The sequence below is a fragment of the Deltaproteobacteria bacterium genome (assembly GCA_029210625.1).
In the GTDB taxonomy this organism is placed as follows: Bacteria; Myxococcota; Myxococcia; order SLRQ01; family SLRQ01; genus JARGFU01.
Genome location: JARGFU010000001.1, coordinates 378,815 through 398,917 on the forward strand (window position 1 = coordinate 378,815; position 20,103 = coordinate 398,917).

Below are 20,103 nucleotides of genomic sequence, written 5' to 3' on the forward strand. Positions count from 1 at the left end.
GGCCGAGCTTCAGCGGCAGACCGAGAGGTAGCGGGTGGTCCCGAAGACCTCGTGGGGCTCGACCTTGCAGTGGCGCCCCCCGCTGCAGTCGGCGTCGACGCAGCAGCGGGCCAGGCAGACCCCGGCGCCCAGGTCGCAGACCCCCGAGGCGCACTCGGCGGGGTGGGTGCAGGGCGCGCCGACCACCCCGGTGGCCGTATCCGGCGCCAGGAGGCAGAGGTCGAAGTCGCCGTAGGCTCCGTAGTTCTGCTTGCCGCAGAAGTGCCGGCGGCCGTTCACCGCGCCGGCGCAGTCGGCGGCGGTGCAGCAGGGAAGCGTGCAGTAGTCGAGGACGCAGTCGTTGGCGTCCTGCTGCCGGTCGTAGTCCCCGCACCAGGCGTTGGCGTCGGCCGGACAGCTCGCGGGCGTGGCGCAGGAGGTGTCGTAGGAGACCACCGCCGAGCAGAGCCCCGCCCGGCAGCTCTGGGTGGGCGCGGCCGGGGGCGTGGCGCAGCCGGCGGTGCCCAGGTCGTCCGCCGGCGCGCCGGCCAGGCAGGCCAGGCGCCCGCCGGAGACCACCGAGCAGACCTCCCCCGGGCAGTGGGCGCCGGTGCAGCAGCTCTCCTTGCAGACCCCGCCCTCGCAGACGCCGCTGCGGCACTCGGCGTCGGCGATGCAGGGCGCGTGGGCCCGGGCGGCCAGGCCCAGGGCGGCGTCGGGCTGGCAGAGGCGCAGCATGCAGCCGGAGCAGGCGGCGTCGGGGTCCTTCTCCGGGCGGCAGACCCAGCCCGCCGGGCAGTCCGCCTGGCGGCAGCACTGCGCGCTGCAGAGGGTCCCGCCGCCGAGATCGTCGACGCCCAGCCCCGAGGCGCAGGCGGTGCAGATCCCGCCGGGGCAGGGCTGGCCCACGTCACCGTAGTCCACCGCCGAGCAGCGCCCGCTGCCGGGATCGCAGGTCTGGCCGTGGGGGCAGTCGTACTCGCGGTTGCAGCCCGCGACGCAGTAGCCGCCGGCCTCGGGCAGCCCGCCGCCGTCGGTGTCACAGACCGTGCTCGGCGGATTGCACGCCGCGTCCGAGAGGCAGTCGCGCGCCTCGCAGTGGCCGGCCGAGGGCCCCGAGAGGAGGCAGCGCTGCGCCGCCGGGCAGTCGGCGTGGGAGGTGCAGCCCGGCACGCAGGCGCTGCCCTGACAGACGAAGCGCGGCGGCGCGCAGTCGGCGTCGGCGCCGCAGCTCGAGGGCAGACAGATCCCGCTCGCCAGGTGGCAGCTCTCGCCGCCGGCGCAGTGCCCGTCCGAGGTGCAGCCGGGCTCGCAGAGCTCGGCCACGCAGCGCGGGGCGCCGTCGGGGCAGTCGGCGTCGGTCCCGCAGGGGGGCATGCAGAAGCCGGAGGTGGGGCTCGCCGGATCGAGATCGCAGCTCGGCCGGTCGGCCAGCTCGCAGTCGGCGTGGGCGGCGCAGGGCGGGTGGCAGCGGCCGTCGAGGCCACAGTTGGGCAGGGTGAGGTCCCGGCACTCGCTGCTGGTGCGGCAGGGAGGCAGGCAGCGGCCGCTCACCGGCTCGCAGACCGGGAGGGCGTCGGGGCAGGCCGCCCCCGGGCAGCGGCCCTGACAGAGGCCCGTGCCGGGGTCGCAGACCGGGAGGGCCGGCGGGCAGTCGGCGTCCCGGGCGCAGGGCCCCTGGCACTCGGTGGTGTCGGGGTTGCAGTTGGGCAGGTCGGCGTTCGGGCAGTCGAGGTGATCCGCGCAGGGATCGTAGCAGCGGCCGTCGGTGCCGCAGTAGGCCTTGCCGATGGCGGCGCAGGAGGTCTGCGGGCAGGGCGCCAGGCAGACGCCGGCCGCCTCGTCGCAGTTGGGCTCGAAGCCGGGGCAGGGCCAGATCGGACAGGGGGGCCGGCAGAGACCCGCGACCGGATCGCAGACCGGGGTGGCGGGATCGATGCAGTCGGCCGCCACCGCGCAGGCGGCGAAGCAGACGCCGAAGCGAGTGTCGCAGTTCGGGCGGGACCCCTGGCAGTCATTGCTCGAGGTGCAGCCCGGCACGCACTCGCACTCGTAGCAGACCTCTCCCACGACACACTGCGTGCAGTCGCAGGGGAGCGGCTCCTTCGGGCAGCCACCCAGCAGGAACGAGAGCGAGAGGATGGAGAGCGCGATCCCCCGGTCGAGCCAAGTCATCGGAGAACCATAGCGCATCGCAGCCCCTCCGAGCTCCCGTGGAGAGGCCGTGGACGTGTACGTGGACGTGGACGTGCACGTACACGTCCACGGGTTCTCCCCCGACCACCTGACCTCAGCCCCGCAGGACCCCCATGAGGATCTTCAGCCCCTCGACGGTCGCGGGGCCCGGCTCACCGCCCTCGACGCGGTAGCCGCCGCTCGGCTTGCTGCGCTCCTGCGCCAGCCAGAAGGTCAGCCGCGCGCCCTCGGGGCCCTCGAGGGAGAGCTCGGCCCGCTGGCCGTCCACCGAGAGCTCGAGGGCCGTCCAGCGCAGCTCGCCGAAGGGGGCCGCCGCGCGCAGGCGGCCGAGGCGGCCGCGCAGGCGGCGCTCGCCCCGGCCGAGGAGATCGCGGCCCGGCGGGTGCACCGGCCGCTCGCCGCCGGCGAGCAGCCCCTCGAAGAGGGCCAGCAGCGCCTCGTAGACCCCCGCCTCGTCGTCGGGCGCCGAGCGCAGGTGGATCGAGAAGTCGGCGAAGCCGCAGAGGCCCACCTCGGAGGCGGGGCGCAGGGCGAAGACGAGCTCCCCGGGCTCACCCTCGAGGTGCAGCTCGAGCTCGTTGTCGGCGGTGAGCGAAGGCGCCGCCGCGCCGAAGGCGGCGAGGGGGCCGAGGGCCGCGGCGCGCTGACCGGCGGCCCAGAGGTGGGGCCAGAGCACGCGCCGGTTCGGGTCGGCCTCGCGCAGCTGCTCGACGTTCACCGGCTCGAGCTCCTCGAGGCCGTAGAAGTCCCGGTAGGTCTCGAAGGTCCCCGAGCAGCGCGCGGTGAAGACGCAGGACGCGCAGCCGGTGGTCTTGAGCTTGTCGGTGCGCTTGTCCTCGTACTTGTCCCAGGGCGCGGAGAGCGCGTCGTCACCGTCGACCGAGACCGTGTAGGTCATCTCGCCGTCGTGGTGGATCCACCGGGCGAGGTGCGGCGCCACGCAGTAGGGCAGGTTGCCGATGTTGAGATCGAAGTCGCCGGCGACGCCCTGCGCCAGGGCGGTGAGGGGCCCCCGCAGCTCGGCGTAGCTCGGGAGGATCGCCCGCAGCTCCTCCTCCTCGCGCACCCCGGCGTCCCGCGGCCGCATCATGTCGAGGTGGAGCTGGTCGATCCCGTAGCGCTCGATCAGCTCGGGGAAGTGCTGCACGGAGGCGGCGTTGCTCTTCACCACGCACATGTTCGCCGAGACCCGCTCCCCCCGCTCGCGCAGGCCCTCGAGGGTGGCGAGGATCCGGCCGAAGGAGCCCGGGCGGCGGGTGGTGGCCTCGTGGGCCTCGGCGGTGGCGCCCTGCAGCGAGAGCCGCCAGCGCAGCGGTGCGCCGAGGGCGATGAGCTCGTCGATGTAGCTGCCCCGCGCGGTCTTCACGCCGTTGGTGAAGAGGACCACCTCCTCGAAGCCCAGCGCGGCGCAGCGCTGCAGCACGGCCTTGAAGCCGGGCTGGAGGGTGGGCTCACCGCCCAGGAGGGTGATCTTCCGCAGGCCGTGGGCGTGGGCCGCCTCGATGTGCTCCAGGATCGGCTCCACCGGCATCGGCCCCGCCTCGCCCCAGGAGGTGCGCTGCCCGCTGACGCAGAAGACGCAGCGGTTGTTGCACATGTGCCCGAGCTGGATCTCGGCCTGGCGGGTCGGCTCCATGGCTACCTTCTAGTCTCCCTTCGGGGTGTGGACCAGCGAGGCGAGGGCGGCGCCCGCGGCCGGCAGGTCCGCGGTGCCCAGGCGAAAGACCTCGACCTGCTCGCAGCGGGCGATCAGCGCCTCGAGGTCCGGGCGATCGAGGGAGGGCAGCTCGAGGCAGCTCTGCAGGAGCGCGGCCGCACCCTCGGCGGCCGGGAGGGCCTCGAGGCCCCCGGCCTGCGTCCGGTCCGGGAGGATCAGGGCCCGCAGGGGAGCCGGGCCCTCGGCCGGGAGCGAGAGCCAGCGCAGGGCGTCGGGGTCGGCGGGGTCGCGCGCCGTCAGCTCCAGCCGCAGCCCGGGTGGCAGCAGGCGCTCCCCCTCCCCCTTCACGGTGACCGGCTTGGAGAGGCCCCGCACCTCGCCGCCGGGGTCGAGCGCGACCAGCTCGTCGCTCTGGTACCCGGCGCCCGCCGCGACCGCGTGCGCGCAGAGCAGGCTCTTGCCCGCGCCGCTGACGCCCGGGATCACCACCGCGCCGGCCGGGCCGCTCAGCGCGGCCGCGTGGAAGAGGGGCTCGCGCCCGGCGCCGGTCAGCCCGCACCACGCGGCCTCCACCAGGGATCGCAGGGCGCTCGAGGCGTTCGCGTCGCCCGCCGGCTCGCCGTCGACGAGGAGGTAGTGGCGGGTCAGCGCCTCGGGGGAGGGCCGGCGGCTGTGGACCTGGATCCAGCCCAGGATCTCCCCGCGCCCGTCCGCCGCCTCGGGCAGGAGGTGGGCGGAGAGCCAGGGCGAGAGGAGGGCCCAGGCCTCGGGGCTGGCCTCCAGGTAGACCTGGCCGCGCAGCTGCGGCAGGGCCGAGAGGACGGCCCCCGCGCCGAGCGACTCGCGCAGGAAGAGCCCGGGCCGCGCGGGCGGGGCGTCCAGGGGGCGCTCCCCGGGCTCGCCGAGGGGCCAGCGCCGCGGCGGCGCCTCCGGGGCGGGCGGCGCCTCCGGGGCGGGCGGCGCCTGCTCCAGGAGCAGGCCCTCGCGCGTCAGCGCCGAGCGGACCTCGCGCAGATCCTCGTGGAAGGCGGCCTCGCCGCCGGGCTCGCCGTAGGCCCGGGCGAAGTGGGCGGCGGTGGCCTCCACGCCCTCCCCCGCGGCGAAGTGCTCGAGGGCCTCGGCCGCCGTGGCGTTGAGGAGGTGGACCTTGCCGGCGCCCCGCCGCAGGAGCAGCCGCTCCTCGCCGCAGTCGAAGGACTCGACGCCGGGCGCGAGGTGGAGCGCCGCCTCCGGGGCCGGCGCTCCGGGCTCGCCGGGCGGGAGGTAGTCGCAGCGGGGGTTCTTCGCTCTCGCGTCACCGAGCTCGGTGAGGGGCAGCGCGCGGCAGTCGAAGCACTGGGCCTTGCGATCGCAGCCGCGGCAGTCCTCGACGTCGTCGACGGTGAGCGCCCAGAGCCCGGCGAGGGGCCCCTCGGCCAGCACCCGCGGCAGCGGCGTCTCGGCCACGTTTCCCACCACCGCCGAGCGGGAGAAGATGCAGGGGGTGACCCGGCCCGAGGGGTCGATGGCGAGCTTCCCGTCCCAGCAGGTCGCCTGCGCCGCGTTGCCCCCGGGGGCGTGGAGCGTGGCCCAGGCCGAGTCCCGGCAGGCGGTGCAGGAGGGCACGTCCCCCGGCCGGGAGGCGGTGCGCCCTCGCCCGGTCGGACGGACGGGATCCACCGAGAGGGGCGTGAGCACCCCCAGCCGCCGCACCAGGCTCTCCACCGCGGCGGCGTCGCCGGCGTTGCCCTCGGTCAGGACGGTGGCGACGCGCAGGTGCAGGCCCACGGCGCAGACCCGGCGGATCGTCTCCACGGTGGCCTCGAAGCTGCCCTCGACCCCGGTGACGGCGTCGTGCACCGGGGCGCGGGCGGAGTGGAGCGAGATGGCCAGGGCGACGCCGTGGCGGGCGAGGAAGGCGAGGTCGTCGTCGGAGAGCCGGGTCCCGTTGGTGAAGAGCTCGATGGCGAGCCCGCGCCGGCTGGCGTGCTCCACGAGGCGCCGCCAGTCGGGATGCGCGGTGGCCTCGCCGCCGGTGAACTGCACCGAGCTGCCGCCGGCGGCGACGATCTCGTCGAGGAGCTCGAGCCAGCGCTCGGTGGGCAGGCTGCGGTGCGGCGTCTCCGGCGTGCTGTGGGTGTAGCACTGCTCGCAGCGCAGGTTGCAGGCGTGGGTGAGCTCGAGCCAGGCGAACTCGAGCCCTCCCTCGCCGCGCCCTGCCGGCGCGCTGGATCCCGCCCTCATACGACCTGGCAGTATAGGCCGCCGTCGGCAGGATGCGGTTGCAGGACGACCCGAAAGCCTGTCATCTTCGGCTGGAGAGAGGACCCAACCCCTTGGCGAAGAAGGAAGACCTGAAGCCACCCACCGAGGAGGCGGCCGACCCGGTGCGCCGGGGCAAGCGCCTGCGCCGCTACCTCGCGCCGAAGATCCGGACCCTCGCCCTGCCGACCCTCCAGGCCAGCCCCGCCTGCGGACCGGCCGGCTGCCCGCCCAACCTCCAGGGCTGCGGACCCAACGTCTGCGGTCCGGTCATGCCGCCCCCGAGCTGCGGACCCGCGGGCTGCGGGCCCCGCAACTGACGCGGCGTCACCAGGCGACGACGCCGGCCCGGCGCAGCAGCACCAGGGTGTCGGCCACCTGCGGCCGCAGGCGAGCGAGGCTGACCTCGTAGCGGCCGGCGAGCGAAGCGCCGAGCGCCCGCACGCTGCGCTCACCGTCGCAGAGCTCGAGGATCTCCCGGGCCGTCTCGTTGAGCCGCAGGCGGGCGCCCGCGGCGGTCGAGACCTCGACCTCGGTGGCGGAGATCCGCTCGACGCGCAGCTCCGCGGTGATCCGTGGCCGCTGCCGGGCGAGGCGCCGCCAGCGAAAGATCGAGCGCGCCCCGAGCGCCGCTGGACCGAGGGACTCGAGCTGCAGGGCACCCACCAGGATCGCGGCCGAGCCGGCGCCGAGCAGTCCACCGATCAGATCACGTCGGCTGAGGACCCGCTCGTGGGACCGAGGGGCCGTGCTTCCCCGATCGATTGCTGCTCGGTTGTTCACACTACCTACGACCTCCGGGGAGGACCCCCCGGATGGGCTCATTGTAGGGATCCGCGAATCGGGATCGCAAACGGGATCTTCCGCCCAAGGCCTGGCCCTAGAGGCGGGGGGCGAGGAAGCGGGCGATGGCCAGCATGTCCTCCCAGCCGATGCGGGAGAAGGTCAGGGCCACGCCCGGGGCCTCCTCGTCGCAGCGGACGACCCGGCCGGAGAGCCGAAGCTCGTCGTCGAGCTCGGGGATGGTGAGGGTGAGGGGGACCACCTGCCCCACCGCCGCCTTCACCCCGGTGAGGTAGACGCCGGTCAGGGAGAGGTTGCAGGCCTCGAGCTCGCGCTCGCCGCGGCGGGTGGGCACCCGGACCCGGAGCGCCCCTCCGACGCGCGGGGGGCGGCCCCTCCAGCCGGAGGGGCGTGAGGTGCGGGTCTGGAGGGCATCTTCGAAGGGCAGGGTCGCGTCCATGGGTCCGTTCCTTTCGAGCCCATGCTCGCAGCGGATCGGACCGGGTCAACTTTTTGCCGCCCGGTAGGCCCCGCTCCCACTCCCGTCCCCGCCCTCCTACTTGCGCAGGGTGAGGGCGGCCTTGGCGATGAGGATCACCCAGGGGATGCCGTGCATGAGGAGGTCGAAGACGTCGATGGGCCGCTTCAGGGTGCCCTTGAAGAGCATCTGGAGCTTCTCGACGATGTGGGGGGGCGCGAAGGGGGCGAGCCCCAGGGTGAGGCAGGCCACGACCACGAACTCCCACGGCATCTTCTGGATCCACTCGACCATCGTGACGATCGAGAGCCGCCGGGAGCAGAAAGGATTCGTCGCCAGGGGTGAAGCCGTCCTATCCTCTCGGGACGCCCCCATGACGACCCCCCCCTCCACCCGGGTCCTGGGCGTGGGCCACGTCGGCCGGCGCCTGCTCGAGACCCTCGGCGCCGATGGTCTGCCCGCACGCGGCACGGTGCGCGATCCGGGGCGGGCCGATCTCCTGCGGGACGCCGGCCTCTACTGCGTCCCCCTGGACCTCGACGAGCACGCCGGGGCCGCCTCCCTCGGCGCCCTGCTCGAAGAGGGCGAGCACCTGGTGGTGACCCTCCCCCCGGACGGCTCCGGGCTGCGCGCCCGGGCCCTCGCCCAGGCCGTGGAGCTCGCCCGGCCCGGGAGGGTGATCCTGCTCTCCTCCACCGGGGTCTACGCCGAGGTCGGGGGCGGCGAGGTCGACGAGGAGAGCCCTCTGGCCGACACCCCGGCGGCCCTTCGCCGGCGGGAGATGGAGGCGACCCTCGCCGGCGCCTGCGAGCGCGCCGGCGCCCCCTTCTTCGCCCTGCGCCTCCCGGCGATCTACGGCCACGGCCGGGGCCTGCACCGGAGCCTGGAGGCCGGCCGGATCCGGCTCTGGGGAGGCGGCGAGCAGCTCCTCAACCGGATCCACGTCGACGACATCGTCGGCGCGATCCTCGCGGTGATGGAGGCGCCGGCCGACGCCGCGGGCGTCTACAACCTCTCCGACGACCACCCCTGCACCCTGCGGGAGATCGTCACCTGGCTCTGCGAGCGGCTGGAGCTACCCCTGCCCCCGGAGGCCCCGCTGGAGGAGGCCCCCCTCACCCTGCAGGGCAGCAAGCTCGTCCGCAGCGCGCGCCTGCGCGAGCGCACCGGCTGGGCGCCCCGCTACCCCTCCTACCGGGAGGGGATGGCCGCGGCCCCCTGATCGTCCGGCTTCAGCTGGCGCCCGGTCCGCCCAGCGGGCCGAGGCCGCCGGCGCGGGCGCGCTGCTCGAGGACGAGGTCGGCGAGCACCAGGCAGGTCATGGCCTCGACGATGGGCACCGCCCGGGGCAGGACGCAGGCGTCGTGGCGGCCGCGGGCCTCGAGGGTCGCGCCCACCCCCTCGCGGTCGATGGTGCTCTGCGGCTGGCCGATGGTCGCCACCGGCTTGAAGGCCACCCGGAAGAGGAGGCTCTCGCCGGTGCTGATCCCGCCGAGGACGCCGCCCGCCCGGTTGGGGAGGCTGCGCACCCTCCCCTCCTCGAAGGCCAGGGGATCGTTGTGCTCGCTGCCCTTCATCCGGGCCGCGCGGAAGCCCTCGCCGATCTCGAAGCCGCGGCTCGCCGGCAGGCTCAGGGCGGCCGCCGCCAGGCGGGCCGGGAGCTTGTCGAAGACCGGCTCGCCGAGGCCGGGGGGCAGCCCCCGGGCGACGCAGACCACGACCCCGCCCAGCGAGTCCCGCTCGGCGCGCGCGGCGTCGATGGCGTCGATCATCTGGGTGCTGGCCAGGGGATCGGGGCAGCGGACCTCGCTGACGTCGACCTCGTGCTGGTTCACGCGCTCGGGATCGACCCCGGTGGCCTCCACCTCGCCGACGGCCTGCACCCAGGCGACGACCTCCAGGGGCAGCAGGCTGGCGAGCCACTGGCGGGCCACCGCGCCGGCGATCACCCGGGCCGCGGTCTCCCGGGCGCTGGCCCGGCCGCCGCCGCGGGGGTCGCGGTGCCCGTACTTGGCCTCGTAGGTGTAGTCGGCGTGGCCGGGTCGGTAGAGCCCGGCGAGGGCCTCGTAGTCCCTGGGCCGCGCGTCCTCGTTGCGGATCAGCGCGGCGATGGGCGTGCCGAGGGTGAGCCCCTCGTGGACCCCGGAGAGGAGCTCGACCCGGTCGCCCTCCTGGCGGGGCGAGGCCCCGGCGCCCTGCCCCGGCCGCCGGCGATCCAGCTCGGCCTGCAGGGCGGAGAGGTCGAGGGCCAGCCCGGCCGGGCAGCCGTCGATCACGCAGCCGAGGGCCGCCCCGTGGGACTCCCCGAAGGTGCTCACCCGGAAGAGGCGCCCGAAGGTGTTCACGAGAGCGCCGACCGGCTTGATTTCGGTCGCAAGACCGCCGATTTCCTTCGCATCGCTGCGTTGTCCTCCTCGACGGGGCCCAACCCCGTCTTCGTCGTCCGCCTTGCGCTACTCGTAACTAGGCGGCCTTGCTCGGTCAATCAAACCGGTCGGCGCTCTACCGGAGGTTCCCCGCCAGCAGGTAGCGGATCGTGCAGGGCAGCGTGCAGCCGGTGCCCGCGTCCGCGTCGCGGGCCTGGCAGGCCGGCGCGGTGTCCACGGCGTAGTTCAGGGAGCCGCCGAGGCCGACGATCTCGCTGAGGGGAGGAAGTCCCAGGACGTCCTCCCCCGCGCCGCCGTCGGGGCTCGCTCCCCCGTCGTCGATCCCGCCGTCGTCCACGCCCCCGTCGTCGACCCCGCCGTCGGCCGGCGTCCCGCCATCGGTGGGATCGCCGCCGTCCGCCGCGCGCAGCGGCTCGAAGACGAAGCGCTCCTCCACCATGGGCGAGCAGCCGCAGAGCGGCAGGCTGGTGGCGTTCTGGCCGGAGAAGACCAGCGCCCCGGACTCGACCTGGCCGGTGACGACGGCCTGCTCGACGTAGGAGGGGGGCACCGAGACGATCATGTAGACCCGGTCGGTCCCCGAGTCGCCGGAGAGGCGCACCCGGAAGTCGAAGTCTCCGTCCTGGACCACGTCACCGATCTCGCAGTCGGCGATCTCCTGGGTCGCCCGCACGTCGTACTCGCCCAGGGAGACGTCCCCCACCCGCGACTCGGGCTGGGGGCAGGCGGCGAGCGCGAGCACCAGCGCGCCTGAAAGGAAGATCCGCTCAGCCCGCATCGCTGCTCCCTCCATCGGCCTCGCCGCCGTCCAGGCCGGTCGGCTGGCAGCGGCCCACCCGGCAGACCTCGGCGGGGGCGCACTCGGCGTCGCTCTCGCAGTCGGCCTCGGTGCAGACCCCTCCGTGACAGGTGAAGCCGGTCCCCACGCACTCCTCGTCGGCGGCGCAGGCGTCGCCGGGGCCCGTGCGGTAGCAGAGGCCGTCGGCGGCGCAGGTCTCCCCGGCGCCGCAGTCTCCCTCCGCCACGCAGGCCACCGGCGCATCGAGGGTCACGCCGAGCCCGTGAGCGGCCCGGCCCTCGGCGCCCTGGGCGTCCTCGACGCTCAGCCAGACGGTGTAGGTGCCGGCCGCGCCGTAGACGTGCTCCACCCGGGGCGAGGCGCTGACCACCTCGGCGCTGCCGTCCCCGAAGAGGAAGCGGTAGGCGATGATGGTGCCGTCGGGGTCGAAGCTCTCCGAGGCGTCGAAGGAGGCCGCGGCCCCGGCCTGCACCCAGGCCGGCGAGACGAAGCGAGCGCGGGGGCTCACGTTCTCGGGGGTCTCCTCCGGGGGCACGCCCGGGCAGCCCGCGGAAGCGAGGGCTCCGGCGAGGAGCGAGCAGAGAAGGAAGCGGCGCATCTCGCGGGCTAATGTACCCCAGCGATCCGCGCCGCGATACGCCAGGATGGGGTCAGACCCCGACACTTGACACTTCACTTCGCTCGCACCGCGGCGGCAAGTGTCAAGTGTCGGGGTCTGACCCCATCTGCGTGGGCCTAGAGGTTGGCCATCGCGCGCGCGCGGGTCAGGCGAGCGTCGGCGAGGCCGTAGGCCTCCGACCCGACGGCCTGGCCGGCCAACGCACCGAGGGCCGAGTCGATCTCGGCCTTCGCGCCCGCGGCGTCGACCTCGGTCTCGGGGATGGCCTCGGCGGCCAGCACCACGACCGAGGAGGGGCCGGCCTCGACGAAGCCGCCGATGACCACGAAGCGCTCGGCCTTGCCCTCGTCCACCAGGGTGAGGGTGCCCGCCCCGAGGGTGGAGAGCAGGCCGGCGTGCCCGGCCCGGACCCCGAAGCCACCGCCACCGCCGGGGATGCGGACCTCGTCGACCTCTCGGCTGACGAGCTTCGCGGTCGGGGTGACCAACTCGAAATGAATCTTCTCTGCCATCGCTCTTCCCCCTAGGCCGCGGCGGCCAGCTCCTCGGCCTTCTTGATGGCCTCGTCGATGCCGCCGACCATGTAGAAGGCCTGCTCGGGCAGGTCGTCGTGCTTGCCCTCGGCGATCTCCTTGAAGCCGCGGATCGTGTCGGCCAGCTCGACGTACTTGCCGGGGAAGCCGGTGAAGGTCTCCGCGACGTGGAAGGGCTGGGAGAGGAACTTCTGCAGCTTCCGCGCGCGGGCCACGATGAGCTTGTCCTCCTCGGAGAGCTCGTCCATGCCCAGGATCGCGATGATGTCCTGCAGCTCCTTGTAGCGCTGGAGGATCGACTGCACCTGCCGGGCGACGGCGTAGTGCTCCTCGCCGACGACCTGCGGGTCGAGGATCCGGGAGTTCGAGTCGAGGGGATCCACCGCGGGGTAGATGCCCAGCTCGGCGATCGAGCGCGAGAGCACCGTCGTCGCGTCGAGGTGCGCGAAGGTGGTCGCCGGCGCCGGGTCGGTGAGGTCGTCCGCGGGGACGTAGATCGCCTGCACCGAGGTGATCGAGCCCTTCTGGGTGGTGGTGATCCGCTCCTGCAGCTCGCCCATCTCGGTGGAGAGGGTGGGCTGGTAGCCGACCGCGGAGGGGATCCGGCCCAGGAGCGCCGAAACCTCCGAGCCTGCCTGGGTGAAGCGGAAGATGTTGTCCACGAAGAGGAGCACGTCCTGCCCGCCCTCGTCGCGGAAGTACTCGGCGACGGTGAGCGCGGTCAGCGCGACCCGGGCGCGGGCGCCCGGCGGCTCGTTCATCTGGCCGTAGACCAGGGCGGCCTTGGACTTCTTGGTGTCGCCCGGCGTGATGACGCCCGCGTCGGCCATCTCGTGCCAGAGGTCGTTGCCCTCACGGGTCCGCTCGCCCACGCCGGCGAAGACCGAGTAGCCGCCGTGCTTCAGGGCGACGTTGTTGATCAGCTCCATGATGAGCACGGTCTTGCCCACGCCGGCGCCGCCGAAGAGGCCGATCTTGCCGCCCTGGGCGTAGGGGGCCAGCAGATCGACGACCTTGATGCCGGTCTCGAAGGCGCGGGTCTCCACGTCCTGGTCGGTGAACTTCGGCGCCGGGCGGTGGATGGGCCAGTGGTCCTTCGCCTCGACGGGGCCGAGTTCGTCCACGGGCTCGCCGACGACGTTGATGATCCGGCCGAGGGTGGCGTCACCCACGGGGGTCTTGATCGGGGCGCCGGTGTCGAGGACGGGCTGGCCGCGGCCGAGGCCCTCGGTGGAGTCCATCGCCACGGTGCGGACGGTGTCCTCGCCGAGGTGCTGGGCGACCTCGAGGACGAGGTTCCACTCGTCATCGGAGACGGCCGCGTTGGTCACCTTGAGGGCGGTGTAGATCTCGGGGAGGTTGCCGGTGGGGAAGGCGACGTCGACGACGGGTCCCATCACCTGGGTGATCTTGCCGGTAGCAGATGCCATGTCGTTTCTTTCCTACTTGAGGGCTTCGGCGCCCGAGACGATCTCCATCAGCTCCTTGGTGATGGCGGCCTGGCGCGTGCGGTTCGCGATGAGGGTGAGCCGGTCGATCATGTCGCCGGCGTTTCGGGTGGCGCTGTCCATGGCGCTCATGCGGGCGCCCTGCTCGGAGGCGACCGACTCGAGGAGCGCCCGCCAGACCTGGGTGGTCAGGTAGGCCGGCACCAGGCGCGTCAGGACGTCGTCCTGGCTGGGCTCGAAGAGGAAGTCGACGCCCTGGGGCACGTCCTCCACCTCCCTCGCCTCGGGCGGCTCGATGGGCAGCAGCTGCAGCAGGGTGACCTCCTGGGAGATCACCGACTGGAACTTGTTGTAGAGCAGGAAGACCGCGTCGAGCTCACCAGCCAGGAAGCGGCTGGAGAGATCCTCGGCGAGGTGGTGAGCGCGGGGGTAGCGGACGTCACCGAGGAGGTCCGAGTGGTACTTCCCGTGGGTGAAGCCCTTGCGCCGCTTGAGGAAGTCGTTCCCCTTGCGGCCGACCACCGAGATGCGGATCTCGTCGTAGTCGCGCTGGTGCTCCGCGACGAAGCGCATGGCCCGCCGCTGGATGTTCGAGTTGAAGCCGCCGCAGAGGCCGCGGTCGGAGCTGAGGACGAGGACCTCGGCCACCCGCACCCGCTCCCGCCGCTGCAGGAGGGGGTGGGCCGGGCCGTCGCCGCCCTCGTTCGCTCCGGCCAGGTTCCCCAGCAGGGTCTCCAGGCGGTCGGCGTAGGGCCGCGCCTGGGTGATCGCGTCCTGGGCCCGCCGCAGCTTGGAGGCCGCGACCATCTTCATGGCCTGGGTGATCTGCTGGGTGCTCTTGACCGAAGCGATGCGCTTGCGGATGTCCTTGAGGTTCGCCATGACCTAGGCCGCGTCGGCCGCCTCGAACTGGAAGACGTCGGCGAACTCGGTGAGCATCTTCTGCAGGCCCTTCTCGATCTCGTCGTCGATGGCCTTCTTCAGGGCGATCTGCTTGGCGACCTCGGGGTGCCGTGCCTCGACGAACTCGAGGAGCTCGGTCATGTAGCGGGGCACCTCGGCGACCGGCACCTTGCGGATCCAGTTGACGCCCTCGGCGTTCCGGGTGGTCGCCGCGTAGAGCTGGATGATCTGCAGCTCGACGGGCATCGGCACGTACTGGCCCTGCTTCAACACCTCCACCAGGCGCTCGCCTCTGGCGAGCGCCTCCTGCGTGGCCTTGTCGAGGTCGGAGCCGAACTGGGCGAAGGCCGCCAGCTCGCGGTACTGCGCGAGCTCGAGGCGCATCGAGCCGGCCAGCTTCTTCATCGCCTTGACCTGGGCCGAGCCGCCGACCCGGGAGACCGAGATGCCGACGTTGATCGCGGGCCGCACGCCGGCGTTGAAGAGGTCGGACTCGAGGAAGATCTGCCCGTCGGTGATCGAGATGACGTTGGTCGGGATGTAGGCCGAGACGTCGCCCGCCTGGGTCTCGATGATCGGGAGCGCGGTCAGCGAGCCGCCGCCCTTCTTGTCGTCGAGCTTCGCGGCGCGCTCGAGGAGCCTGCTGTGGAGGTAGAAGACGTCGCCCGGATAGGCCTCACGACCCGGCGGGCGGCGCAGCAGCAGGGAGAGCTGCCGGTAGGCGACGGCCTGCTTGGAGAGGTCGTCGTAGATGATGAGCGCGTGCATCCCGTTGTCGCGGAAGTACTCGCCCATGGTGCAGCCCGAGTAGGGCGAGAGGAACTGCAGCGGCGCCGGGTCGGAGGCGGAGGCGCTGACGACGATGGTGTAGTCCATCGCGCCGTGCTTGGTGAGCTTGTCCACCACCTGGGCGACGGTCGACTGCTTCTGACCGATGGCCACGTAGATGCAGAAGACGTCGGTGTTCTTCTGGTTGATGATCGCGTCGATCGCCACGGCGGTCTTGCCGGTCTGGCGGTCGCCGATGATCAGCTCGCGCTGGCCGCGGCCGATCGGCACCAGGGCGTCGAGGGCCTTGAGGCCGGTCTGCATCGGCTCGTGCACGCTCTTGCGGTAGACGATGCCGGGGGCCTTCAGCTCGATCCGGCGGGTCTCCTTGGCGTTCAGGGGGCCCTTGCCGTCGATGGGGTTGCCCAGGCCGTCGACCACGCGGCCGCAGAGCTCCTTGCCGACCGGCACCGCGGCGATCTCGCCGAGGCGCTTGACGGTGTCGCCCTCACGGATGTGCTCGTACTCGCCCATGATCGCGACGCCGACGTTGTCCTCCTCGAGGTTCAGCACCAGGCCGCGGACGCCCCCGTCGAACTCCACCAGCTCGCCGGCCAGGGCCGCGGAGAGCCCGTGAACCCGGGCGATGCCGTCGCCGGCGGACAGCACGGTGCCGGTCTCGGCGACCTCGATCTTCTTGCCGTAGTCCTTGATCTGCTCGGAGATGATCCGGCTGATCTCGTCTGCGCGAATGCTCATGAATGCTCCCAGAGGGTGGAAATCAGCCCAGCGCGCGGGTGCGCATCCGGGCGAGCTGAGTCTTGAGAGAACCGTCGTAGAGGGTGTCACCCACCTTGGCCTCCAGGCCCCCGATGATCTCGGGGTCCTCGCGGCGGGTGAGGACGACCGTCTTGCCGGTCGCCTTCGCCAGCGCCGCCTCGAGCTCCTTCGCCTCGGCGTCGGAGAGGGGCAGGGCCGTGGTCACCTCGGCCCGGACCCGGCCGGCGGTCTCGTCGGCGAGCTCCCGGAAGAGGCGGGCGACGAAGGGGAGCTCCGGCGTCCGGTCGCGATCGACCAGGAGCTGGAGGAAGTTCTGCACCAGCGGGCCGAAGCCGGCCTTCGAGGCGATCTCGAGGAGGACGGCCCGGCGCTGATCCCGCGTGATCTGCGGGCTCTCGAGCACTCCCGCGAGGTCGCTGGACTCGGCGATGGCGTCGCTGAGGGTCTCGAGCGCCTTCAGGGTGGCGTCGACCTCGGAGGCCTCTTTCGCCACCGCGTGCAGAGCGCGGGCATAGCGTCGAGCGATGCTGATCGGCATGATGCGTAACCTGCTGAAAATCAGAGGAAAATCGCCTGTGGGGCGCAGCTCGCACCCCTTCGGGGGCCGCCCAAGTAACATGGCCCTCCTGAGGGGTCAAGACGAGCCCCGAACGCCGGATCCGGGGCGATTCCTGGCTGGCCCCTACTTGCCCTGCCGGGTCCTTTGCGACTCTTCCATCTGCTCGGCCACGGTCTTGTAGTCGCCCGGAGGCGGCAACCAAGACCGATGATCAGCCTCCCGCCACCTCGCGAGATCCAAGGGGGGGACCTCGACCTGGGCAACCGGGGGCAAGCCGAATCGTACCCGCAACGAGTTGAGGCTCTCGAGCTCCGGGATGGAACCCCTCCCATCCGAGATCTTCGAGCAGCGACCTCCTGATGGACGATCGGCTGGAAGTAGGAGAAGTGAGAGACCTCGGCGGTCACCCCCGGCAGAGGCGTCGTCTCCGACTCGAGGTCCGCCCAGCGGGCGGCGGCCTCGTCGAAGGTGGCCAACCGCACGCCCGAAACGGGAACCAGCAGGGAGCGGGCGAGCTCGGGCCAGTAGGCCAGCTCCAGGGTCACCGAGCTGGAGAATTCCATGCCTCCCGGACCGAGCTCCAGCAAGGGCCCCACGCCCTTCCGGTCCTCGTCCAGTCGGGGACCGTCGGACGGAACCCGGAGGAAGAGGGCGACCTCTTCGCTCAGGGCACCAGGGGGAACCGTGACCGTGGCGCCACCCGCGGCCCCGCTGGCCTCCACGACACCGCCGGCGTTTCCGATGATGCCGACTGCCGCGGGGGGGGCTCCGAGCAGGATCGTGAGCGCGTCGAAGCGGGCCTGCGAGCGATGAAAAGGTCGGTAGGCCCAGGGTCGATGAGCACCAGGTCCTTCGACTCCTGCGGCGGCCACTGGGCTCGATGTGCTCCCCGGAACGCGGCGTAGAGCTGCAATACCGGCGACTCGATGATCGTCTGCGGCCCGATCTCCAGCGGGAGGCTCGTGCCACTGCCGCAGGAGGGCTGTCCGAGTGCTTCCTGGACCGCGCAGGCGATTTCCCAGGACAACCCCTTCTTCGCGAACCGCTGCCCGACGAGATCGATGTCCGGCACGGGGTGACCCTGGCTGGCGTTGACGAGGAGCGCCACCTCCAAGACGGTCCTCGGGGACCCATCCGGTAGGTAGCGCAGGTACTCGCAGCGCAACTCCAGATCGGTGGCAAGCGTGATGGCGGCCGCCACCAGGGTTCGCTCCGCGTCGCCCACGGGCAGGCCAGCGAGCGATGGCCATCGAGAGGCATCCAGCGAGCCGCTCCGGAGATCGTCATCGAGGGCGATGACCTGCGGGGCGATCTCCCCCAGACCCAGCGCTCTCGTCAGCGCCTCATCGACGCTCGCTCCCGGAGGAAGCGCGGAGAGCTCGACGCCCAGAAAGTTCCAGGCCGCGTTGGACAGGAAGGCCTCTACCGGCAGCTCGCTACACTCCAGGGCCGACCCTGGAAGAGGCGGCGGATCTTCTCGCCGAAGGCAGGTGAGGTTCGTGGTCGCAAGCAGCACGATGAGGAAACCCAGGGCTCTCGAGGAAACTCCCTGCGGCCCGAACCTGGCATGCCACTTGCCCCCCCCGATGACCCACGAATCCAATCCACGCAGCCCTCCCGTCTCGCCAGGTTCGCCCCGAGTCTACCAGATTCCCCCCATCACTCCGGGCCTGTTTCCCGACCGGCGGATTCGGGTATTCTCTTCACTCCATGGCGATGGGCGGGGATCACGATCCCGGGGACGGCAAGAAGGCCCCGGACGAGAGCTGGGAAGACCAGACCGCGACGAACAACGGTCTCGACCTCGGCCAGCTCCGGACGGGTGCGCGGATCTTCGTCCTGCACCAGGACACCGGCCCGGACGCCCCCCAGGACCACATGCTGGTGGGCGACCAGACGATCGTCGGCCGCTCCACCGAGGCCGACATCCAGATCGACGCCGCCGACCTCTCCCGCAAGCACATGCTGCTCTACCGGGACGGCGACCTCTACCACTGCAAAGACCTCGACAGCCGCAACGGGGTCCACCTCAACGGCACCTTGATCGCCTCCGCGACCCTCCAGGACGGGGACGTCCTGCAGCTCGGGAGCGTCATCTTCTTCTTCCGGGAGACCCGCTGATGGGCATCTTCGTGAAGTTCTGGGGGACCCGGGGCTCCATCCCCACCCCCGGACCCCGGACCCGGCGCTACGGCGGCAACACCTCCTGCGTGGAGATCCGCTTCGGCGAGACCCTGCTCATCTGCGACGGCGGCTCCGGCCTGCGCGAGCTGGGCATCGACCTGCAGCGCCGGGGCGGCGGCCCGGTCGAGGCGCACCTCTTCTTCAGCCACATGCACTGGGACCACATCCAGGGCTTCCCCTTCTTCCCGCCGGTCTACGACCCCCGCTCGACCATCCACATCTACGACGCCTCCGGCGACAGCCGGGGCTTCGAGGGGCTCCTGGGCAACCAGATGCAGGCGGCCTACTTCCCGGTCGAGTTCCGGGACCTGGGCGCCACCCTGGTGAACCACGCGGTCACCGGCGACTTCGAGGTGGACGGGATCGCGGTCACCATCTTCGAGCAGACCCACCCGGGCGCCTCCTGGGCCTACGGCTTCGAGAAGGACGGGGTGCGGATCGTCTACGCGACGGATCACGAGCTCGACAAGGACCTCGAGGACACCGAGCTGCCCTCCCGCGAGCCCAACGCCCTGCGGCCGGTGCGGCCGGCGTTCCTCGAGTTCGCCCGGGGCGCCGACCTCCTCATCATGGACTCGCAGTACACGGACGAGGAGTACCCCTTCAAGGTGGGCTGGGGTCACCCCCGGGCCTCCACCGCCGTGGACGCGGCCCTCGGCGCCGGCGTGAAGCGCCTGGCCCTCTACCACCACGACCCGATGCACACCGACAGCGAGGTGGAGAACATCGTCGAGGACTGCCGCGCCCGCGCGGCGCGCGGCAGCGAGGAGCTCGAGGTCTTCGCCGCCCGGGAGGGCGTGGAGCTGCGCCTGGCGCGATGAAGCTCCCCCGCTGGTGGCCCATCGGGGCCATGGTGCTGGGGATGCTCCTCTCCATCGCCTCGGTCTTCCTGATGCTCGAGGCGAAGAAGCAGGAGGCCCGGCAGGTCGAGGACCTCGCGGGCAGCGGCGGCGCCGCCGATCCCTCCCGCTCCTGGAACCTGCCCACCGGCACCCTGCCGGCCGACGACGACCCGGACGACGCGGGGGCGGCGCCGGGCACCCCCCCGGCGGCCCAGGGCCTCCAGCAGCAGGCCCAGCAGACCCTGGCGATGCTGCAGCAGATGAACGACGCCCTGACCGGCCAGCACGACCCTCTGGCCCAGCCCCTGGCGAAGCCGGCCGGGGGAGGTGAGCCCGAGCCCCTCCCCTTCTCGGTGCCCCAGCGGATCGCCTACGGCTTCTTCGTCCTCTCCCCGGCCGCCGCCGCCGCCGCCCTGCAGGGCGCGAACCCCAGCGGCCGGCGCCTGCCCAAGCACGTCACCCGCATCCTGATCCAGAACCTCGAGAAGCCCGGCGCCAGCACCTCGGCGGTGATCCGGGTGCAGGGGCGCACCGACCCCGGCCCCGGGGTGGGCGCCATGCTGGCCGGCCTGGGCCTGCCGGGCGTGCTGCCCCCCCTCTTCGGCGATCCGGTGGTCCTCGACGCCGGGGAGGCCCGGGAGCGCCTCCGGCTGCTCGAGAAGGGCCTGGAGGAGGTCGGGGGCGCCGACGCCCTGGGCGCCCGGGCCGCCCTCTGGCGGGTGAAGGTGCTCCAGCCCGAGCTCGAGACCGCCATCGGGACCGTCCCGCCCCCGGGGGAGCCCCTCCTGCCCCACCAGCTGGAGGTCGCCCGGAAGGCCCGCTACGAGCCGGATGCCCAGCTGATCCGCAGCCTCCTCTCGGCCCTGAAGGCGGCCGCGGAGGGCGGCGGCGAGGCCGATCCGGGCCCGCGGGTCCTGCTGATGGTCAAGACCGTGGCCTGAAGGCCG

Annotated in this window: 20 protein-coding genes; 5 read left to right on the forward strand and 15 right to left on the reverse strand. The window is 72.7% G+C overall.

Going from position 1 to position 20,103, the window contains the following annotated elements; translation table 11 throughout:
- Positions 1–9: 9 nt before the first annotated feature.
- The 3 genes from P1V51_01600 to P1V51_01610 form a co-directional block, all read right to left on the reverse strand.
- Complete coding sequence (locus P1V51_01600) at positions 10–2,154, reverse strand: hypothetical protein (GenBank protein ID MDF1561704.1); 2,145 nt, start codon at positions 2,152–2,154, stop codon at positions 10–12.
- Between the two features lie 115 nt (positions 2,155–2,269).
- A complete protein-coding gene (locus P1V51_01605) occupies positions 2,270–3,811 on the reverse strand; it encodes a radical SAM protein (GenBank protein ID MDF1561705.1) in 1,542 nt (513 codons plus the stop codon).
- Positions 3,812–3,820: 9 nt separating this feature from the next.
- A complete protein-coding gene (locus P1V51_01610) occupies positions 3,821–6,055 on the reverse strand; it encodes a radical SAM protein (GenBank protein MDF1561706.1) in 2,235 nt (744 codons plus the stop codon).
- A 92-nt stretch (positions 6,056–6,147) separates the two neighbouring features.
- Between P1V51_01610 and P1V51_01615 the strand changes: the two genes are divergently transcribed.
- Entirely contained in the window at positions 6,148–6,393 is a 246-nt protein-coding gene (locus tag P1V51_01615; GenBank protein ID MDF1561707.1) for a hypothetical protein, read from the forward strand.
- Between the two features lie 7 nt (positions 6,394–6,400).
- Here the strand turns inward: P1V51_01615 and P1V51_01620 are convergent, their stop codons facing one another.
- From P1V51_01620 to P1V51_01630, 3 genes are all read right to left on the reverse strand, one after another.
- Entirely contained in the window at positions 6,401–6,739 is a 339-nt protein-coding gene (locus P1V51_01620; GenBank protein MDF1561708.1) for a PqqD family protein, read from the reverse strand.
- A gap of 214 nt (positions 6,740–6,953) precedes the next feature.
- Positions 6,954–7,316 carry a PilZ domain-containing protein gene (locus P1V51_01625; protein ID MDF1561709.1) on the reverse strand — a complete coding sequence of 121 codons (363 nt, stop codon included), beginning with the start codon at positions 7,314–7,316 and terminating at the stop codon, positions 6,954–6,956.
- Positions 7,317–7,412: 96 nt separating this feature from the next.
- Entirely contained in the window at positions 7,413–7,607 is a 195-nt protein-coding gene (locus tag P1V51_01630) for an RND transporter (GenBank protein ID MDF1561710.1), read from the reverse strand.
- A gap of 100 nt (positions 7,608–7,707) precedes the next feature.
- Here P1V51_01630 and P1V51_01635 point away from each other — a divergent pair, with 100 nt between their 5' ends.
- Positions 7,708–8,556 (forward strand): NAD-dependent epimerase/dehydratase family protein, encoded by an 849-nt coding sequence (locus P1V51_01635; protein MDF1561711.1) that lies wholly within the window; start codon positions 7,708–7,710, stop codon positions 8,554–8,556.
- 10 nt (positions 8,557–8,566) lie between these two features.
- Here the strand turns inward: P1V51_01635 and aroC are convergent, their stop codons facing one another.
- From aroC to P1V51_01680, 9 genes are all read right to left on the reverse strand, one after another.
- Positions 8,567–9,679 (reverse strand): chorismate synthase, encoded by a 1,113-nt coding sequence (gene aroC / locus P1V51_01640; GenBank protein MDF1561712.1) that lies wholly within the window; start codon positions 9,677–9,679, stop codon positions 8,567–8,569.
- A 157-nt stretch (positions 9,680–9,836) separates the two neighbouring features.
- Positions 9,837–10,499, reverse strand: a complete 663-nt coding sequence (locus tag P1V51_01645) for a hypothetical protein (protein MDF1561713.1) — start codon at positions 10,497–10,499, stop codon at positions 9,837–9,839.
- Positions 10,489–11,118: a PKD domain-containing protein gene (locus P1V51_01650; GenBank protein MDF1561714.1), complete on the reverse strand. Its 630-nt coding sequence runs from the start codon at positions 11,116–11,118 to the stop codon at positions 10,489–10,491. Before P1V51_01650 ends, P1V51_01645 begins: the two co-directional genes overlap by 11 nt.
- 137 nt (positions 11,119–11,255) lie before the next feature.
- Complete coding sequence (gene atpC / locus P1V51_01655) at positions 11,256–11,651, reverse strand: ATP synthase F1 subunit epsilon (GenBank protein MDF1561715.1); 396 nt, start codon at positions 11,649–11,651, stop codon at positions 11,256–11,258.
- An 11-nt stretch (positions 11,652–11,662) separates the two neighbouring features.
- Positions 11,663–13,102 carry a F0F1 ATP synthase subunit beta gene (gene atpD, locus P1V51_01660; protein MDF1561716.1) on the reverse strand — a complete coding sequence of 480 codons (1,440 nt, stop codon included), beginning with the start codon at positions 13,100–13,102 and terminating at the stop codon, positions 11,663–11,665.
- A gap of 12 nt (positions 13,103–13,114) precedes the next feature.
- The gene (gene atpG, locus P1V51_01665) at positions 13,115–14,002 is read right to left on the reverse strand and encodes an ATP synthase F1 subunit gamma (GenBank protein ID MDF1561717.1); all 888 of its coding nucleotides are present in this window, start codon (positions 14,000–14,002) and stop codon (positions 13,115–13,117) included.
- Positions 14,003–14,005: 3 nt separating this feature from the next.
- A complete protein-coding gene (gene atpA, locus P1V51_01670; GenBank protein ID MDF1561718.1) occupies positions 14,006–15,550 on the reverse strand; it encodes a F0F1 ATP synthase subunit alpha in 1,545 nt (514 codons plus the stop codon).
- Positions 15,551–15,572: 22 nt separating this feature from the next.
- Complete coding sequence (locus P1V51_01675; protein ID MDF1561719.1) at positions 15,573–16,109, reverse strand: F0F1 ATP synthase subunit delta; 537 nt, start codon at positions 16,107–16,109, stop codon at positions 15,573–15,575.
- A gap of 685 nt (positions 16,110–16,794) precedes the next feature.
- Positions 16,795–17,646 (reverse strand): hypothetical protein, encoded by an 852-nt coding sequence (locus P1V51_01680; GenBank protein ID MDF1561720.1) that lies wholly within the window; start codon positions 17,644–17,646, stop codon positions 16,795–16,797.
- 194 nt (positions 17,647–17,840) lie between these two features.
- Here P1V51_01680 and P1V51_01685 point away from each other — a divergent pair, with 194 nt between their 5' ends.
- From P1V51_01685 to P1V51_01695, 3 genes are read left to right on the forward strand one after another with little or no spacing between them, the layout of a single operon-like run.
- Positions 17,841–18,251 (forward strand): FHA domain-containing protein, encoded by a 411-nt coding sequence (locus P1V51_01685; GenBank protein MDF1561721.1) that lies wholly within the window; start codon positions 17,841–17,843, stop codon positions 18,249–18,251.
- Entirely contained in the window at positions 18,251–19,135 is an 885-nt protein-coding gene (locus P1V51_01690) for an MBL fold metallo-hydrolase (GenBank protein ID MDF1561722.1), read from the forward strand. The genes P1V51_01685 and P1V51_01690 overlap by 1 nt, the downstream gene beginning before the upstream one ends.
- Positions 19,132–20,097 (forward strand): hypothetical protein, encoded by a 966-nt coding sequence (locus tag P1V51_01695; GenBank protein ID MDF1561723.1) that lies wholly within the window; start codon positions 19,132–19,134, stop codon positions 20,095–20,097. The genes P1V51_01690 and P1V51_01695 overlap by 4 nt, the downstream gene beginning before the upstream one ends.
- Positions 20,098–20,103: the final 6 nt, after the last annotated feature.

Excerpts from the sequence above, each read along its gene's own strand:
- P1V51_01605 (MDF1561705.1), bottom strand. The coding sequence starts at position 3,811 with ATGGAGCCGACCCGCCAGGCCGAGATCCAGCTCGGGCACATGTGCAAC.
- P1V51_01685 (MDF1561721.1), top strand. The coding sequence starts at position 17,841 with ATGGCGATGGGCGGGGATCACGATCCCGGGGACGGCAAGAAGGCCCCG.
- atpA (MDF1561718.1), bottom strand. The coding sequence starts at position 15,550 with ATGAGCATTCGCGCAGACGAGATCAGCCGGATCATCTCCGAGCAGATC.
- P1V51_01610 (MDF1561706.1), bottom strand. The coding sequence starts at position 6,055 with ATGAGGGCGGGATCCAGCGCGCCGGCAGGGCGCGGCGAGGGAGGGCTC.
- P1V51_01690 (MDF1561722.1), top strand. The coding sequence starts at position 18,251 with ATGGGCATCTTCGTGAAGTTCTGGGGGACCCGGGGCTCCATCCCCACC.
- P1V51_01645 (MDF1561713.1), bottom strand. The coding sequence starts at position 10,499 with ATGCGGGCTGAGCGGATCTTCCTTTCAGGCGCGCTGGTGCTCGCGCTC.
- atpD (MDF1561716.1), bottom strand. The coding sequence starts at position 13,102 with ATGGCATCTGCTACCGGCAAGATCACCCAGGTGATGGGACCCGTCGTC.
- P1V51_01630 (MDF1561710.1), bottom strand. The coding sequence starts at position 7,607 with ATGCCGTGGGAGTTCGTGGTCGTGGCCTGCCTCACCCTGGGGCTCGCC.
- P1V51_01695 (MDF1561723.1), top strand. The coding sequence starts at position 19,132 with ATGAAGCTCCCCCGCTGGTGGCCCATCGGGGCCATGGTGCTGGGGATG.
- atpG (MDF1561717.1), bottom strand. The coding sequence starts at position 14,002 with ATGGCGAACCTCAAGGACATCCGCAAGCGCATCGCTTCGGTCAAGAGC.
- P1V51_01650 (MDF1561714.1), bottom strand. The coding sequence starts at position 11,118 with ATGCGCCGCTTCCTTCTCTGCTCGCTCCTCGCCGGAGCCCTCGCTTCC.
- P1V51_01600 (MDF1561704.1), bottom strand. The coding sequence starts at position 2,154 with ATGACTTGGCTCGACCGGGGGATCGCGCTCTCCATCCTCTCGCTCTCG.
- atpC (MDF1561715.1), bottom strand. The coding sequence starts at position 11,651 with ATGGCAGAGAAGATTCATTTCGAGTTGGTCACCCCGACCGCGAAGCTC.
- P1V51_01625 (MDF1561709.1), bottom strand. The coding sequence starts at position 7,316 with ATGGACGCGACCCTGCCCTTCGAAGATGCCCTCCAGACCCGCACCTCA.
- P1V51_01635 (MDF1561711.1), top strand. The coding sequence starts at position 7,708 with ATGACGACCCCCCCCTCCACCCGGGTCCTGGGCGTGGGCCACGTCGGC.
- P1V51_01675 (MDF1561719.1), bottom strand. The coding sequence starts at position 16,109 with ATGCCGATCAGCATCGCTCGACGCTATGCCCGCGCTCTGCACGCGGTG.